This window comes from Streptomyces vastus, from assembly GCF_039532825.1.
Lineage (GTDB): Bacteria > Actinomycetota > Actinomycetes > Streptomycetales > Streptomycetaceae > Streptomyces > Streptomyces vastus.
On record NZ_BAAASJ010000032.1, the window covers coordinates 199,273 to 214,167 of the forward strand.

Below are 14,895 nucleotides of genomic sequence, written 5' to 3' on the forward strand. Positions count from 1 at the left end.
GGAAGAGGGAGGGGAGGAACCTTGGAGGAACAGACCTACGACCCGGTGCTGGGCAGTGAGGAACTGCCCAAGTGGCGGCTGACGAATCCGCTGCGGCCGCCGGCCCCCGGCCGCGCCCTGGTCCTCGTCCGGGACAGCGGCTCGTCGCTGACGATCCGCAGCGGTGAGGAGATCCCCTCGTCGCGGTTCGGGACGTACCAAAGCGTGTTCACCGTCGACATGACGGAGCACCGGCTCATCCTGGACATCCCTCTGATCAGCCGTGACCCCACGTTCTCCTTCCGCAGCCGGGTCGACCTGGTGTGCCGGGTGGCCGACCCCGCGAAGGTCGTCCAGCGCGGCATCCGGGACATGAGCGGCGCGCTGTACGGCGTTCTGCGTCAGACGCTGCGCACGGTCGCCCGGGACTACGACATCGCGGAGTTCCACGAGGCGGAGATGGCCCTCAACGCCGCCCTGGCCACCTTCACCGGCGATGACGCCATCCGGCTGCGCAACATCCAGATCGAGTTGCTCGTCGACGAGGACGAGATCGCCGCCAGCGGGCGGGAGTTCCGTGACGTCGTGCGCGAGACACGGCTCGAGGGCATGCGCCGCAGGCGGCACCTGGACATGATCCGCGAGGAGGGCGTGGACGGGCTGATCGCCGGGATCATGGAGAAGGAGGGCCCGCGCGCCGCCCTAGCCTGGATCGAGAAGAACGAGGCGGAAAAGCGGGAGGTCCGCCGCGAGGTCATGCGCATGGTCCTGGAGCGCGGCGACGCCGACCGCGAACCCTTCGAACAGGCAGAGTTGGAGCGGGCCGTCCTCGACGAGGTGCTCCGCGACGGAGACGGACTGTTCGAAGCCGCCACGCGCCGCGGGCGGCTCCGCGGCAGCCTGGCCCGCGCCCTGGACGCGGGGCCGGAGGAGACACCCGGCTCCGACGACGCCGAGCTCGCACGCGAGCCGCTGAAGGGCGAGGTGCTGCGCGGCCCGTACGACGAGGACGCCGGCCGTCCCTCCTCACGTGGCGGCACGGACAGCGGACGGGAGGGCGGTGAGACCACCCGCCGGTCGCGGGGATTCCGGGACGGACGCGAGACCGGCGCGAGCCGCGTCTCGGGGTCCTCCCGCGTCTCGGGGCCGCCCGCCGACGAACCGCTGCCGGACGCGAGCGGTACGGGCCCGGCCCGGCGACCGCCCGAGGCACCGAGCGCGAAGGACGCCGGGCGGGCGGAACGTTCCGAGGACACGTCCGCCGCGCGCCGCTCCTCCGACGGCGGGCCCGCGGACGCGAAGCACACCCGCTCCGGCCCGGCCACCGATCCGGACGACACGTCCTCCGCACCTGCGGCCCCCAGGGTGAGCAGGGTGCGCGGAACCGCCAAACGCCCCCGCGGGGGAACCTCCGGCACCACCGGGCACGACGGGGAGCACCGATGACCGAACACGACCGCTCGGACCGGCGCCCAGCCACGGCCCCGGCCTGCGCGCCGGCCGCCTCGCCGCCGCCGGACGCTCGACAGCCGTACCCCTCGGGTCCGCCGCCCGCCTGGTGGGCGATGTCGCCCCAGCCGCCGCGCGCCTCCGAGACGCCGGCGGACCGGTCCGGCGCGGGCGAGCGTCCGGTTGTGCGGGAGGAGCAGCGCGGGTCGAGCCCCGACGGGCTCGTGGACCGGCCCTCCGCGGACCGGTCGCCGCCGCAACGGATCTGGTATGAGAGTCACCACCTGCTGCAGGCCCTGTCCGTGTGGACCGAGCGGGTTCCGGGCCGCGGCGAGGACGCCGAACCCTTCGTCGCCCATCACTCGCCCAGCGGGCAGGGCCTGCTCTCGGTGTTCGACGGGTCCGGCGGCGCCGGCGCCGCACCCGTGTGGCAGGCCGCGGACGGCACGTCCCGTACCAGCGCGTGGGTCGGCGCGCGCGTGGCGCGACTGGCGACCGACATCTGGTTCCGCGAGGTGTCGGGCGGCGAAACGGCCACGCCGGAGACACTCCACGAGTACCTCAAGTACTTCTTGGCGTCCGCCCCGCAGCGCCGCAGCAAGATCAGCGGAACCATGCGCCGCCAGCTGCCCACCACGCTTGCCGCCGTGCACTACCGCGTACTCGACGCCCAAGGCGGCCTGGAACTGCAGCCCCTGTGGGCCGGGGACTCACGCGCGTACGTCCTGCGCGAGGACGCCGGCCTGCAGGTGCTGACCCGGGACCACACCCGGGAGAGCGACGCCCTGGAACTCCTGCGCACGGATCCGCCGATGACCAACCTGGTATGCGCGGACCGGGAGTTCACAATCGACAGCCAGCGGCTGAGGTATCGGATGCCGTGCGTCCTGGTGGTCGCGACCGACGGATTCTTCGGCTACGTGCACACCCCGCCCGACTTCGAGTGCATGCTGCTGCGCACGCTGCAACAGGCCCACACCGAGGGCGAATGGGCCGACCAGATCCGTCGCGAGGTGCAGAGTTACACGGCGGACGACGCCTCGCTCGCCGTACTGGCCCTCGGCTACCCCACGTTCCAGGAGCTCCGCGACCGGTTCGCGCCCCGCTACCAGGAGTTGGCCGATCGCTACGTACGCAGCCGTCCGCGCGGCCTGGACCGCACACCTGCCGCGTCCGAAGCGGTCGCGAAACCGGCGCCCGAGGATCCCGCGGGGCTTCCGGCGCGCGTCCGCCTCTGGCAGGACACCACGTGGCAGGCCTACCGGGCCGGCTACGAGATCCATCTGCCGCCCGCACCCGAGGAGCGCGCATGAAGCAGGGCGATGTCATCGGGGGTTACCGCATCACGAGCGAGCCCACGAACGCCAACGGAGGCAAATGCATATGGGCGTTCGCCGAGAAGGGCGGCTCCCATTACTTCGTCAAGAGGTTCCTGGAGCCCAAGCGGCCTCGCGACGACGACACACGTGACACACCAAGTCTGCGGATCCGCCGCCAGCTCGCCCGCGAGTTCGAGGAGCGGCACCGGACGATCATGAAGCGGCTGCGCCCGGACGCGCGTGGCGGCGGAAACCTGGTGCTCGCGACGGACTTCTTCCACGAGGGCAGCACGTACTACAAGGTCACGGAGCGGATCGACACCTCCAGTCTGGAGAAGCCGCAGGCCCTTGAACCCCGCCAGAAAATGGTGCTGTTGAAGACGCTGGGCATGAGTCTGAAGCAACTCCACGACATCGACATCGTGCACGGGGACCTCAAACCGCTCAACGTCCTCGTGCAGAAGCGGGACGGCGCCGCGTTCCACACGGCGAAGCTGATCGACTTCGACGACTCGTATGTCTCGGGGAATCCGCCGGACCCCGACGACATCGCGGGCGATTCGGTCTACGGCGCGCCCGAGTGGCGCCGGTACATGCAGCGCGACGACTCGGCCGGCCCCGAGCATCTGACCTGCGCGGTGGACGTGTTCGCGCTCGGCCTGATGACCCACCTCTATCTGACGGGCGAACTGCCGCACCACGACAGGCGATACGGCTCGCCGGCCGACGCGGTCAACGCGGGTGAGCAACTCGACCTGGACACCCGGCTGTCGGACACCATGCTGGGTCTGCTGCGCGCCATGACCACTCGGATCCCCAGAAGCCGCCCCCGGATGGCGACGTTCCTGAAGACACTCGCCGATCCGAAGGTGTGCGCTCTGCAGCACCGGCGCCCCGGCACGGCCACCGCCAAGGGGCCGGCGGGGGACGCCACCGGCAGGTCCGCCGAGTCCGGGGCGGACGGGCCGCCGGACTCCGGCCCGCGGACGAGCCGTATCAAGACCAATCTCAAGTCGACGGGACGGCCGGGCGGCAGCCGGCCGGCCGAACGATCGCCGTCGTCGCCGTCGTCGCCGTCGTCGCCGTCGAAGCCTGTTCCACCGCCCGCGACCGAGGCAGTGCCTCCCGCACCCACACCGCCGTCCGAGGGCGCTCCCGCTCCGCGGTCCCGAGTCCGGATCAATCTGGGCAACCGCGATCGCGACCCGGGCCGCGGCTCCGCGTGACCCCCGCCCCATCCGCCCGCTACCAGGAGGCCCGTAATGAGCGCGAACATCGAGCAGTACCAGGGAAATCTGCAGTACGCCGTCGACATCGTGCTGTGCGTCGACGCCACGGGCAGCATGTTCCCCGTCCTCGACAACGTGAAGTCGAGCGCCCTGCAGTTCCACGACCGGCTGAACGACGTGATGGCCAAGAAGGGCAAGGCGATCAGCCAGCTGCGGCTGAAGGCCATCGCCTTCCGTGACTTCGGCGACGACGCCTCGAACGCCATCCAGCAGACCGAGTTCCTCCATCTGCCGTCGCAGGCCAAGGACTTCGAGGAGTTCGTCCGCGGTATCGACGCATCCGGCGGTGGTGACATCCCCGAGTCGGGTCTTGAGGCGCTCGCTCTGGCGATCAACTCCCCCTGGGAGACGGGGCTGGACCGCCGTCGCCATGTGATCGTGATGTTCACCGACGCGCCCGCCCATCCGCTGGGCACCGTCGGCACATCCGCCCCGACGTATCCCGCGGGCATCCCGCGCGGCATCGACGAGCTCTTCGAGCAGTGGGGTTACGCCCGCAGTCAGACCGCGGTCATGGAGCAGTCGGCGAAGCGACTGGTGCTGTTCGCGCCGGACGAGACTCCCTGGTCGGACCCGATCGCCGAGGAGTGGGACCTCACCCTTCACTTCGCCTCCAAGGCGGGCCAGGGACTGGAGGAGTTCGAGATGGACGAGATCATCGAGACGATCGCGAACAGCCTGTGAAGCTGGACTGGCCGGACTTCGAGCTGGAGTGCACGGCTGACGGCCGCCTGATCTTCGACTGGCACGGGTTCTGCCGGATCGGCTTCAACGTGCGCCGCTGCGCTTCGATCAGGCTGGTGCCGCAGGGCCCGGACGGAGCCCACCAGTGGATCTTCCAGTTGCGGGCCCAGGAGCGTCCGACTCCTGGGCTCCTCGTGATCCGGGTGGACGTTCCGCAGGACCGGGTGAACGAGGCGGACGAGTACACCGAGGTGCTGCGGCGGCACTACGGGGTTCCGGAGCGCCAGGACGACGCCGGCGAGGACACGCCGCTGGAGCGGACCCCGGTGGACTCGCAGCAGTGGATCGTCGCGCCCGCGGGCGCGGCGTCCGAAGAACTGTTCCAGGACGTGATGGCCCGGGTCGCCGACGACCCCGGCTGAACCTCGTGGCGCCCGGCGGAGGTTCACGGTCGTCCCATTCCCGGACGGATCAACAGGAGGAGGGCAAGGGGTGGCGGCATCGGCCAACTGGCGTTGCGCGGACTGCGACACGTACAACGAGCCCGCGGAGACGTCCTGCACGATCTGCGGAGGGGCCCGGCGTACTGCCGCGCCCCGCGCGAGCTCGACCACCCCGAAGTCCACGGCCAAACGCACGGACTCGACAACTCCGAAGCCCACGGCGAAACGCACCGACTCGAAACCGGCGAAGTCCGTGTCCTCCGGCGGGGGCCCGGCCACACCGAAGTCCGCGTCGTCCCGCGCGGGTGGCTCCCGTCCCGCCGCCAAGCGGCCCGGAACGGCGCGGCCGTCGGCCGACTGGCGCTGCGCGGAGTGCGACACCAACAACGCGCGGACGGACCTCTCCTGCATCGCCTGCGGCACGGGTTGGAAGTCGGCCACCAAGAAGACCGCGCCGAAGACACCGTCGTCCGGGGAGTCCGGAGCCAGGAAGGCGACCGCCCCGCGCAAGACGGCGCCCAGGAAACCCACGCCGAAGAGGACGCGGCCCGCCGCCTCGACGCCCCCGGACCGGACGCCTCCGAGACCCTCGGGTGCCGGCACGTCGGCCGGCGGCACCCGTCCCCGCTCCGGGAGCACCCGCCCGAGCGCCTCCTCCGGCGCGCGAACGGACGGAGTCTTCTTCCCTCCGCCGGCCACCACGGGCTACCGACCGCCCACGGCCCCCTCCGTCGCCCCGACCGTCCCGAGTCCGGGGCCGACGTACACCCCGCGCCCCATGCCCCCGCCGCGCCCCGTACGGCCGTTGCCTGCGAAGAAGTCCAACTGGCTGGGCGGCTGCATCGGGGCCATCCTCATCTGGGGCGTGCTGGGGATGCTGGCCAAGGGGTGCGCGAACGCCTTCGACTCCGACGGCTCACCGGACGACGGCTCCACCCCGGCCAGCACCGCGCCCGCCTGCCCCGGCCGCATCGCGGCGGAACTCCCCGGCGGCGACGGCGCCGAGCTGGTCGATGCCTTCCGCACCTCGAACAAGCAGATCACGCTGTGCCGCACCACGGACGGTTCGCTGTACTACTTCGGCGAGTTCAGCGACCAGCGTGAGAAGGGCATCGCCATGAACGCCGAGGAGACGTCCGACGGGTACGAGGCCTACAACGACCCGTACCGCTATGTGATCCACGACGGGGTCGTGACCATCTACAACGCGGACACCCAGATCGGCGAGGAGGAGCTCACCCCGGAACCCTCACCGTCATGAGCCCGCGTCCCCGTACGCCTCTCCACCCAGCTCGAACCCCGCCGTCCCCGCCGTGGCATCGGCCAGCCACGCCCGGAACGCCTCCACGTCCGCGTCCGGGAGGGCGATCTCGAGGGTGACGGCCTCTCCGTACCGGACGTCGCGTACCTCGCGCCCGGTCGACCGCAGGTCGTTCTGCACCTTGCCGGCCCGCTGGTGGTCGACGGTGACGGTGGCGAGACGGAAACGTTTACGTGTGATGGTGCCGAGGGTGTCCAAGGCCTCGCCCACCGCTCCCCCGTACGCGCGGATGAGTCCGCCCGCGCCGAGCTTGACGCCGCCGTAGTAGCGGGTGACGACGGCGACGACGTACCGCAGGTCGCGGCGCAGCAGCATCTGCAGCATCGGGACGCCGGCCGTGCCGCCCGGTTCGCCGTCGTCGCTCGCCTTCTGCACGGAGGCGTCGGCGCCGATGACGTACGCGAAGCAGTTGTGCGTGGCGTCCGCGTGCTCCTTCCGTACGGCCGCGATGAACTCCTGGGCCTCCTGTTCGGTGGCCGCCGGGGCGAGCGCGCACAGGAAGCGGGAGCGGTTGACTTCGGTCTCGTGCACGCCTGCGCGGGGCACCGTGCGGTACTCGTCCTGCATCGGGCCAGCGTATGTGCCGCACGCGAAACGTTCCGCACGCGCGCGTGCCTCCCGTCGGGCCGCCCGGTGCGGAAGTCAGGTGCAGAGGTCAGCCCTGCCTGCCCGGCTTCTTGCCGCGCGGCACGGTCATGTCGGTGAGCAGCGCCATGCCGGGGCCGAGGGACCGCCAGGTGTCGCCGTACCAGGTGAGGACCGCGATCGCCGACGTGGGGAACTTCGTGCGGACCTCGTCCAGCGCGTCGTTGAGGCTGTCCCCGGCCAGGGTGAGCACCAGTTCCTCAAGGCCGGGGTTGTGCCCGATCAGCAGCAACGTCCTGACCTCGTCGGGCACTTCGCGCACCACTGCCAGCAATTCGGGTACGTCGGCGGCGTACAGCCGCGGATCGTGGCGTACGGGAGGAGGTGTGGCCCATTCGGCCGCGGCCAGTTCCCAGGTCTGGCGGGCGCGCACCGCGGTGGAGCAGAGCGCTAGGTCGGGCCGCCAGTCGGCGGCAGCGAGCGCGCGGCCGGCGGCCGGGGCGTCACGGCGGCCACGCGGTGCGAGCGGCCTTTCGTGGTCGGCGACGCCGTCCGGCCAGGCCGACTTGGCGTGCCGCAGGACGACAAGGCGGCGCCGCGGGGGCGCTCCGGCGGGCGCGTTCATGACGGGGTCCCGCGGCCGATGTCACGGGTGAGTTCGAGCCCGAGGAGGCGGTCGGCGTAGGCGTACGTCTCGAAGCGGGCGCCGTCCGGAACGGTCTGGGACGTCGCCACCCTGCGCAGTACGTCGAGTACGGCGGGCACGTCCAGGTCGTCCTCCCAGGCGGCGCGCAGCTGCTGGCGTACGGGATCGGGGATGGGACTGGACGGATGAGTGGCCCAGGTGGCGACGGCTCCCCGCCAGTGGCTGAGGACCTTCTCGGCGTCGGCCAGGCCGGCCGGGTCGAGCCGGAGGGGTTCGCGGCGGGGCCGCGCGAGCAGGGCGAGACGCAGAGCGGAGGGCTCGGGCTCCTCGCTCCCCTCTCCGGCCTCATGAACCGGAACGCTCTCGTCATCGGCCGGGGCCTCGTCGTGCACGGGGGCGACCTCGACTCGTACGCCGGGCGGCGCCTCGTCGTCCTCGCCGCCGCCCGGGCCTTCCGAAGCCGCGACAACACGGAGCACCTGTGCCTCGCCCAGCGCCGGTTCGCCGATCCGGTGGTCCTCGAACGGCCGGATGCCGAGGGCCGAGGCGCGTTCCCGGAGTTCCGCTGGCCCTTCCGGGGCGGTCAGCACCGTCCAGACGGGCGTCCCGTTGAGTTCCAGGGCGCGTACGAGTATGTCGGCGACCAGGAGCACCCGCAGGCCGGTGGTGTCGGCGCGCGGCACATGGGCCTCGACGCGGGTCAGGCCCCGGCGGGCGGGGGCGGCGTCGGCGGGTTCGCCGGTTCGGGCGTCGGTGATACGGAGCACGGGGTGAGCGTAGGCCCGTGGGCGGCCTGGCGCAGGGGGACGCGCGTCATTCGGGAGCCGCGCGGTGGTGGACGGGGCCGCACGCGGTCGATCCGTGCCGCATCCGGTCGGCGGCGGCCCAGGAGGGAGTGTCCGTTATGCGGCACTATGGTCCTGTGGCGGCGGTACTCGAACAGCCGGCACCCAGGGGGCATATCGGCGGACAAAGGAGTTCGGGCGTGCGTGAGTTGATGGTCGTCGAGGCGCCCTCCGTGCTCGGACTGCGGCCGTCCGGGGTGCAGGATCTGCCGGGTGCCCTGCGCGACGCCGGGCTGCTCGACCGCCTCGGGGCGGCGGTGGCCATGGGGGTCCCCCCGCTCGAGCGAAGCCGAGAGTGGGGGAGGGTCGAGGCGGCGGCGTACGACCCGAGGCGCGACGCCGAGACCGGGGTGCTCAACCCGGTCGGCATCGCGCGGCACTCCGTCGCGCTGGCCGACGCCGTGGGCGGCGTACTGGACCGGGGCGGCTTCCCCGTGCTCCTCGGCGGTGACTGCAGCATCCTGCTCGGCAATCTCCTCGCCCTGCGCCGCCGGGGGCGTTACGGCCTGCTGTTCCTCGACGGCCACACCGACTTCTACCAGCCGTCCGCGGAGCCGACGGGGGAGGTTGCCTCGATGGAACTCGCCCTGGTCACGGGCCGCGGGCCCAGCCTGCTGACCGACCTGGAGGGCCGTGGTTCGCTGCTGAGGGACGAGGACGTCGTAGCCCTCGGCTTCCGCGACACCGAGGAGTCCACCGCGGCCGGGATGCAGCCGCTGCCACCGGGGCTGCACGCGCTGGACCTCGATGCGGTACGGGCTCTCGGCGCCGACAACGCCGCGCACCAGGCGGTCGAACGGCTCAACAGGGGCGGGAGCAGCGGGTACTGGGTCCATCTCGACGTCGACGTACTGGACGACGCGGTGATGCCCGCCGTCGACTACCGCATCCCGGGCGGGCTGACCTGGCCGGAGCTCGAGAGCGTGCTGCGCACGGCCCTGGCCGGCGAGCGAGCCGTCGGCTTCGACGTCACGATCTTCAACCCCCGCCTCGACCGCGACGGCAGCATCGCCGCCCGCCTCACCGAGTGCCTGTGCCGGGGCCTGTCGGCGCCGCGCAGCGCTCACTGAAGCCGGCCGTCAGCCGGCGGGCTTCTCCCAGACCGAGACATGCCGACGGCTCTCGCTGGTGAACGGCGCCCGTGTCCAGTCCTCCCACCGGTCGCGCAGCCGCATTCCGGCAAGCCGCGCCATCAGATCGAGTTCCGACGGCCACACGTACCGGAACGGGTAGTACTCGTGCTCGGCACGCCCGTCGACGATCGTGACGTAGTTCGAACTCATCGCCTGGGTGGCGACGTCGTAGATGTCGAACGCCCACTGTGTCGGGCTGATGTTGAATGGCACGGCGTTCTGCCCGGGCGGCAGCCGGCGCAGCTCCGGCACCCCCACCTCGATGACGAAGCAGCCACCGGGCCGCAAATGCGCGGCGGCGTTCTGGAAGCAGGCCACCTGGGCGTCCTGCGACGTCAGATTGTTGATCGTGTTGAAGACGAGATAGGCGACCGCGAACGTGCCCTCCACCCGCGTCGTGGCGAAGTCGCCGATCGTCACCCCGACGCTGTCCCCGCCGGGCTTGGCGCGCAGCCGGGCCACCATGGCCCGCGACATGTCGATGCCATGGACCAGGATCCCGCGCCGGGCCAGCGGCAGTGCGATCCGGCCGGTGCCGACGCCGAGTTCGAGCGCCCGGCCGTCGCCGGCGAGCCCGGCCAACAGGTCGACCGCCGGATCCACCGCCTCCGGGCGGAACATGTCCGCCGACGACTCGTCGTAGCCGGCCGCCACCTTTTCCCCGAAGTAGCCGTCCTCATCATGCATTTGGGGAACGTACCGCCTGCGTCCCGGCGGACGCCCGCGGTTTTCTGTTCGGCGACGGTACTTGCGGATGTCTTTGCGGAGCGGTGCATAGGATCGCCGGCATGACGCTGCGACCTGTCCTGGTGAACATAAAGGCTCTTGATGACTCGGTGGTCGGCCGGTTCTGGGCGGAGGCGCTCGGCTGGCGTGTTACCAGCCAGGAACCCGGTGCGACCGCCGCTCAGCCCGTCGGCTTCGATTGGCTGGACCCGGTCACCGTCTGCGTCGACGTCATTGCCGTCCCGGAACCCAAGACGACAACAAAGAACCGTGTGCACCTCGATCTCGCCACCACCTCCGCAGCCCATCAGGCGGAGCTGGTCGCGCGCCTGAAGGCTCTCGGTGCGACGCCCGCCCACGTGGGCCAGGGCAAAGTGCCGTGGACGGTCCTCGCCGACCCGGAGGGCAACGAGTTCTGCGTGCTGGAGCCTCGGGAGATCTACCGGGACACCGGGCCGATCGCCGCGGTGGTGGTCGACTGCGCCGATCCACGGGCCATGGCCCGGTTCTGGGACGAGGCGATGGACTGGACCCTGCACGAGGTGACCGACGATCATGCGGTGTGGCGCTCCGCCAAGGGTGTCGGCCCGTATCTCGAGTTCCTCCGCACGCCCGGCGTGAAGACCGTGCCGGACCGCGTCCATCTTGACCTGGTGCCGGACCCCGGTGACGACAAAGCTGCGGAGGTGGCCCGGCTGCGGGCCCTCGGCGCCACCGATCTCGACGTCGGCCAGGGCGACGTCCCGTGGACGTGTCTGGCCGACCCGGAGGGCCACGAGTTCTGCGTCCTCGCCCGGTCCTGACGCGGAGCTCGACGACACTCCGCGCGAGATCGGGCAGTGGCTGCCTCACGGAATGCGCGGCGGAGCGCCGCCGCGCACGGTTTCCAGTGATCAGTTCCTGGCGTCTCAGGTCCTGTCGTCCACGGTGCCGGCCGGGCTCGGCTCACCCCGGTACGTACCGAAGGACCACTTGTTGCCCTCGGGGTCGGCGATCGCGAACTCGCGGCTGCCGTACGGCTGGTCCTCGATCGCGCGGATGATCTTCACTCCGGCTCCGCTCAGCCGCTCGTAGAGGTCGTCGACCCGGTCGGTGACGACGTAGGCGCCGAAGGTGCCCGGTTGCAGGGACCATGGCTTGCTGTCCGGGTTGTACGAGCCGAGCATGATGCCGCCGCCCTCGGGCCAGTCGAGCTGGGCGTGGGCCACGCGGTCGCCGTCCTCGTACACGGCGGTGCGCAGGAATCCGACGGTGTCGACGAGGAAGTCGATCAGGCCCGGCGCGTCATGGGCTTGGAGCGTCGGCCAGACGCCGGGGACACGTTGCTGGGTTGCTGTGGTGTTCGTGTTCATGCCTCTCACTGTTCGCCGTTGCGGTGGCCGCCCGCTTGGATATTCCGGCACTCTTCGGCGAGCCAGGCTGTGGGGCTGACGTCGGTGTACTGGCGGAAGTCCCGCACCAGGTGGGAGTGGTCGTAGTAGCCGCAGTCGGCCGCGATCTGCGCCAGGTTCGGCGAGGCTCCCGCGGTGAGCTCACGGACCACGGTGCTCTTGGCGTGCTCGAAGCGCATCAGCCGGGCGGCCTGCTTGGGGCTCAGTCCCGTCTCGGCCCGGAAGAGCGTGGTGAGCCGGCGGGGACTGAGCGCCACGTGCTCGGCGAGCCCGTCCAGGGTGCCGGCCCCGCGATGCCGGGCCAGCCAGGCCCAGGCCTCACCCACCTCGGGCCTCACCCGTCCGGCTCGGTCCTCCTGGGCCGCACGCCCTCGCAGATACGAGGCGAGCAGGGCGAACCGCGCCTCCCATTCCGTCTGCTCCTGCAGCCGCTCATGAATCTCCGTCACGCGCCGGCCCAGCACATCCGTCCCCGATGCGACGATCTGGTCCGCGAGCGCACCGGCCGGCAGCCCGAGCAGCCTGCGCGCCGCCAGCGGATGCAGGGCCAGCTGGATGCCTGCCTCGTGCTCCGGCTGGATCACGTACGCCGGGCGCTGATGCAACCCGCCCATCACGATGTCGGTGCGTACCGCATCGGCGCCGCGCGCCTGCTCGGGAGTGAGTCCACTGGTCACGGGCCCGTCCAGCGAGAAGATCAAGGTCAGGTACGGCGAGGGCAGCCCCCTGTGCAGGGCCGGAGTCAGCCCACGGGTGCGGTAACCCACCGCGGACACGACCATGCCCGCAAGCCCGGGCGTTCCCCGCACGAACTCCCGCAACGCCTCACCGTCCCGCACCGACGCAGCCGCCATACGGCCAGTATGCGATGTCCGGGCCGTACGTCCGGACGGTGCGTCCACCGCCGATGCCGGGGATTCTGGACCCATGACCATCGACGTGACGGCGCAGAGAGTCCTCCCACTGCCTCCCGATCGGGTGGCCGCGTACGCGACGGACTGGCGCCACGACGCCGAGTGGACCCGGGGCATCCGCACGGCGGAGCTGACCCGGGAGGCGGAGGGGGGCGGGTTCGGTGCGGGCGCCGAGGTCACCCGTACCGCCTATTTCCTGGGGCGGCGCATCGACTATGTGCTGCGGGTGGCCGCATACGAGCCCGGACGGCTGCTGGACATGGTCTCGGTGGCCGGTCCGTTCCCCATGCACGTCACCTACGCCTTCGAGCCCCACCCACGCGGAACCCTCGCCCGCATCCGCGTCCGGGGCGGCGAAGGCGGCTTCTACCGGCTGGCCGCACCGCTCCTGTCCCGCCAGGTCCGCTCTTCGATCACCAAGGACCTGCGCAGCCTCGAACACCGGCTCACCGAACAGGAATGAGGGCCTTCCATGGCGTACGACGAAGGACTGGCCGAGCGGATTCGTGAGCATCTGGGTGCGGATCCCGGCATCACGGAGAAGCGCATGTTCGGCGGGCTCGCCTTCATGTACCGCGGCAACATGGCCGTGGGCGTCAGCGACGACGACCTGATGGTCCGGGTCGGCCCGGACGCCACCGACGCGGCCCTCGCCCGGCCGGGAACGCGGGTCTTCGACATGACCGGGCGCCCGATGCGCGGCTGGATCCTGGTCGCCGCCTCCGCGCTCGCGGAGGACGAAGCGCTCGGCGCCTGGATCGACGAGGGGTACGCATTCGCGGCGGGCCTGCCTCCCAAGTGAAGCCGGACTCCGAGGCCGGACTCGGACCTGCCGAGCGGGCGGGAATCACGGCTGCCCGCCCGCTGTTGCCTGCCAGAGCAGGCACCGCAGGAAACCCCAAGGAGGCCGATCGTGTACGGCGACTCAGCAACGGTCCGCAAGATCCTCACCGAGCTCGGTGACACCTGGGCGGTCGTCGGACTGTCGACGAACGAGCGCCGGGCGGCCTACGGAGTCACCGCCGTCCTGCAGCGCTACGGCAAGCGCATCGTGCCGGTGCATCCGAAGGCCGAGACGGTGCACGGGGAGAAGGGGTACGCGTCCCTGTCGGACATCCCCTTCGACGTGGACGTGGTCGATGTGTTCGTCAACAGTGACCTGGCCGGCCCTGTCGCCGATGAAGCCGCCGCCATCGGCGCGAAGGCCGTCTGGTTCCAGCTGGGCGTCATCGACGAGGCTGCGTACGAACGGACGCGTGCGGCGGGCCTCGACATGGTCATGGACCGCTGCCCGGCCATCGAGATCCCGCAGCTCGGCTGAGTCCGCGACCGCCGGCTGCCCGTCCTCAGCGGTTCCTGCGCGACGTCACCGTGAACTGCGCCCCGTCGGGATCCCGGAGCACCGCCTCCGTCGGGGGCACCTCCTTGTGCGAGGTGCCGACCCGGACGACGGTGCCGCCGTGGGCCAGCGCGGCGGGGACGCAGGCCTCGACGTCGGGGACCGCGAAGTGGATCTGCCAGTGCGGCCGGATCGTGGGATCGGGCGCCGCCTCCACGGCGCCGGAGTGGATCCGGGCCACGATCTCGTTCTCACTGCGCAGGACGACCTCGTCCGCCTCGTAGCGGACCTCGCAGCAGCCGGGTCGCTTGGACGCCCACTCGAGGACCTCGCCGTAAAATATGGCGGCGTCGAAGGCGTCGCGGGTGTGCAGTCGTACGAAGGCGGGGGCGGCCCGGCGCCACGACTCCCAGCCGGAGATGAGCCGGCCCTCCCAGATGCCGAAGACCGCTCCGTCGCGGTCCGCGAGGAGAGCGGCCCGGCCGGGCGGGAACGCGATCGGGCCGACCGCTGTCGTGCCGCCGCGTTCCTGCCCCCGGGCGACGGCGTCGTCGGCGCTGGACACGGCGAAGTAGGGGGTCCAGGCGACGGCCATCTGCCACATGGAGGCCACGGCCGCGATGCCCGCGACCGGCACATCGTTGGCGTACGCGATCCGGAAGCGGTCGCCCAGCGGGACCGAGCGGAACTTCCAGCCGAACACCGCGTGGTAGTAGTCCTCCGCGGCGGCTTCGTCGCGTGCCGTCAGGCTGACCCAGCATGGGGCGCCGAACACCGACTGACTGGAGATGACTTCGTCTTGAACTGTGGTGTCACGGTTCATGGCAGTACC

General features: G+C 71.4%; 18 protein-coding genes. 11 read left to right on the forward strand and 7 right to left on the reverse strand.

Translation table 11 applies throughout. From position 1 onward, the window contains the following. Nucleotides 1–21: 21 nt before the first annotated feature. The 6 genes from ABD357_RS16100 (at nt 22) to ABD357_RS16125 (ending at nt 6,424) form a co-directional block, all read left to right on the forward strand. Nucleotides 22–1,425, forward strand: a complete 1,404-nt coding sequence (locus tag ABD357_RS16100) for a hypothetical protein (RefSeq protein WP_344390760.1) — start codon at nt 22–24, stop codon at nt 1,423–1,425. Beyond that, nucleotides 1,422–2,741: a serine/threonine protein phosphatase gene (locus tag ABD357_RS16105; RefSeq protein ID WP_344390761.1), complete on the forward strand. Its 1,320-nt coding sequence runs from the start codon at nt 1,422–1,424 to the stop codon at nt 2,739–2,741. Before ABD357_RS16100 ends, ABD357_RS16105 begins: the two co-directional genes overlap by 4 nt. Next, complete coding sequence (locus tag ABD357_RS16110) at nt 2,738–3,973, forward strand: protein kinase domain-containing protein (protein ID WP_344390762.1); 1,236 nt, start codon at nt 2,738–2,740, stop codon at nt 3,971–3,973. The genes ABD357_RS16105 and ABD357_RS16110 overlap by 4 nt, the downstream gene beginning before the upstream one ends. A 36-nt stretch (nt 3,974–4,009) precedes the next feature. Further along, entirely contained in the window at nt 4,010–4,720 is a 711-nt protein-coding gene (locus tag ABD357_RS16115; RefSeq protein ID WP_344390764.1) for a vWA domain-containing protein, read from the forward strand. Beyond that, nucleotides 4,717–5,142, forward strand: coding sequence for a hypothetical protein (locus tag ABD357_RS16120; protein ID WP_344390765.1), 426 nt, complete (start codon nt 4,717–4,719; stop codon nt 5,140–5,142). Before ABD357_RS16115 ends, ABD357_RS16120 begins: the two co-directional genes overlap by 4 nt. A 70-nt stretch (nt 5,143–5,212) precedes the next feature. Further along, nucleotides 5,213–6,424, forward strand: coding sequence for a hypothetical protein (locus ABD357_RS16125; RefSeq protein ID WP_344390766.1), 1,212 nt, complete (start codon nt 5,213–5,215; stop codon nt 6,422–6,424). On the opposite strand, the gene ABD357_RS16130 is transcribed toward ABD357_RS16125, so the two are convergent. The 3 genes from ABD357_RS16130 to ABD357_RS16140 form a co-directional block, all read right to left on the reverse strand. Continuing rightward, nucleotides 6,419–7,051 carry a YigZ family protein gene (locus ABD357_RS16130; protein WP_344390768.1) on the reverse strand — a complete coding sequence of 211 codons (633 nt, stop codon included), beginning with the start codon at nt 7,049–7,051 and terminating at the stop codon, nt 6,419–6,421. The two genes, ABD357_RS16125 and ABD357_RS16130, sit on opposite strands and share 6 nt — an antisense overlap. Before the next feature lie 88 nt (nt 7,052–7,139). Next, nucleotides 7,140–7,694, reverse strand: coding sequence for a SixA phosphatase family protein (locus ABD357_RS16135; RefSeq protein WP_344390769.1), 555 nt, complete (start codon nt 7,692–7,694; stop codon nt 7,140–7,142). Further along, on the reverse strand, nt 7,691–8,482 hold the full coding sequence (locus tag ABD357_RS16140; RefSeq protein WP_344390770.1) for a hypothetical protein: 792 nt from the start codon (nt 8,480–8,482) through the stop codon (nt 7,691–7,693). The genes ABD357_RS16135 and ABD357_RS16140 overlap by 4 nt, the downstream gene beginning before the upstream one ends. A 218-nt stretch (nt 8,483–8,700) precedes the next feature. Between ABD357_RS16140 and ABD357_RS16145 the strand changes: the two genes are divergently transcribed. Continuing rightward, nucleotides 8,701–9,630: an arginase family protein gene (locus tag ABD357_RS16145; protein ID WP_344390772.1), complete on the forward strand. Its 930-nt coding sequence runs from the start codon at nt 8,701–8,703 to the stop codon at nt 9,628–9,630. Nucleotides 9,631–9,639: 9 nt separating this feature from the next. Here the strand turns inward: ABD357_RS16145 and ABD357_RS16150 are convergent, their stop codons facing one another. After that, nucleotides 9,640–10,380: a class I SAM-dependent DNA methyltransferase gene (locus ABD357_RS16150; RefSeq protein WP_344390773.1), complete on the reverse strand. Its 741-nt coding sequence runs from the start codon at nt 10,378–10,380 to the stop codon at nt 9,640–9,642. 101 nt (nt 10,381–10,481) lie between these two features. Here ABD357_RS16150 and ABD357_RS16155 point away from each other — a divergent pair, with 101 nt between their 5' ends. Continuing rightward, nucleotides 10,482–11,222, forward strand: a complete 741-nt coding sequence (locus tag ABD357_RS16155; protein ID WP_344390775.1) for a VOC family protein — start codon at nt 10,482–10,484, stop codon at nt 11,220–11,222. Between the two features lie 105 nt (nt 11,223–11,327). Here the strand turns inward: ABD357_RS16155 and ABD357_RS16160 are convergent, their stop codons facing one another. Then, the gene (locus ABD357_RS16160; protein WP_344390776.1) at nt 11,328–11,771 is read right to left on the reverse strand and encodes a VOC family protein; all 444 of its coding nucleotides are present in this window, start codon (nt 11,769–11,771) and stop codon (nt 11,328–11,330) included. A 5-nt stretch (nt 11,772–11,776) separates the two neighbouring features. Next, on the reverse strand, nt 11,777–12,664 hold the full coding sequence (locus tag ABD357_RS16165) for an AraC family transcriptional regulator (protein WP_344390778.1): 888 nt from the start codon (nt 12,662–12,664) through the stop codon (nt 11,777–11,779). A gap of 73 nt (nt 12,665–12,737) precedes the next feature. Here ABD357_RS16165 and ABD357_RS16170 point away from each other — a divergent pair, with 73 nt between their 5' ends. The 3 genes from ABD357_RS16170 (at nt 12,738) to ABD357_RS16180 (ending at nt 14,045) form a co-directional block, all read left to right on the forward strand. Beyond that, entirely contained in the window at nt 12,738–13,187 is a 450-nt protein-coding gene (locus ABD357_RS16170; protein WP_344390779.1) for an SRPBCC family protein, read from the forward strand. Between the two features lie 9 nt (nt 13,188–13,196). Further along, nucleotides 13,197–13,526, forward strand: a complete 330-nt coding sequence (locus ABD357_RS16175; RefSeq protein WP_344390781.1) for a TfoX/Sxy family protein — start codon at nt 13,197–13,199, stop codon at nt 13,524–13,526. 111 nt (nt 13,527–13,637) lie between these two features. Then, the gene (locus ABD357_RS16180; protein ID WP_344390782.1) at nt 13,638–14,045 is read left to right on the forward strand and encodes a CoA-binding protein; all 408 of its coding nucleotides are present in this window, start codon (nt 13,638–13,640) and stop codon (nt 14,043–14,045) included. 25 nt (nt 14,046–14,070) lie between these two features. Here the strand turns inward: ABD357_RS16180 and ABD357_RS16185 are convergent, their stop codons facing one another. Further along, nucleotides 14,071–14,886, reverse strand: coding sequence for a VOC family protein (locus tag ABD357_RS16185; protein ID WP_344390784.1), 816 nt, complete (start codon nt 14,884–14,886; stop codon nt 14,071–14,073). Nucleotides 14,887–14,895 lie beyond the last annotated feature (9 nt).

Coding starts and splice junctions, on each gene's coding strand:
- ABD357_RS16165 (WP_344390778.1), bottom strand. CDS start 12,664: ATGGCGGCTGCGTCGGTGCGGGACGGTGAGGCGTTGCGGGAGTTCGTG.
- ABD357_RS16110 (WP_344390762.1), top strand. CDS start 2,738: ATGAAGCAGGGCGATGTCATCGGGGGTTACCGCATCACGAGCGAGCCC.
- ABD357_RS16155 (WP_344390775.1), top strand. CDS start 10,482: ATGACGCTGCGACCTGTCCTGGTGAACATAAAGGCTCTTGATGACTCG.
- ABD357_RS16150 (WP_344390773.1), bottom strand. CDS start 10,380: ATGCATGATGAGGACGGCTACTTCGGGGAAAAGGTGGCGGCCGGCTAC.
- ABD357_RS16175 (WP_344390781.1), top strand. CDS start 13,197: ATGGCGTACGACGAAGGACTGGCCGAGCGGATTCGTGAGCATCTGGGT.
- ABD357_RS16135 (WP_344390769.1), bottom strand. CDS start 7,694: ATGAACGCGCCCGCCGGAGCGCCCCCGCGGCGCCGCCTTGTCGTCCTG.
- ABD357_RS16105 (WP_344390761.1), top strand. CDS start 1,422: ATGACCGAACACGACCGCTCGGACCGGCGCCCAGCCACGGCCCCGGCC.
- ABD357_RS16115 (WP_344390764.1), top strand. CDS start 4,010: ATGAGCGCGAACATCGAGCAGTACCAGGGAAATCTGCAGTACGCCGTC.
- ABD357_RS16130 (WP_344390768.1), bottom strand. CDS start 7,051: ATGCAGGACGAGTACCGCACGGTGCCCCGCGCAGGCGTGCACGAGACC.
- ABD357_RS16185 (WP_344390784.1), bottom strand. CDS start 14,886: ATGAACCGTGACACCACAGTTCAAGACGAAGTCATCTCCAGTCAGTCG.
- ABD357_RS16160 (WP_344390776.1), bottom strand. CDS start 11,771: ATGAACACGAACACCACAGCAACCCAGCAACGTGTCCCCGGCGTCTGG.
- ABD357_RS16170 (WP_344390779.1), top strand. CDS start 12,738: ATGACCATCGACGTGACGGCGCAGAGAGTCCTCCCACTGCCTCCCGAT.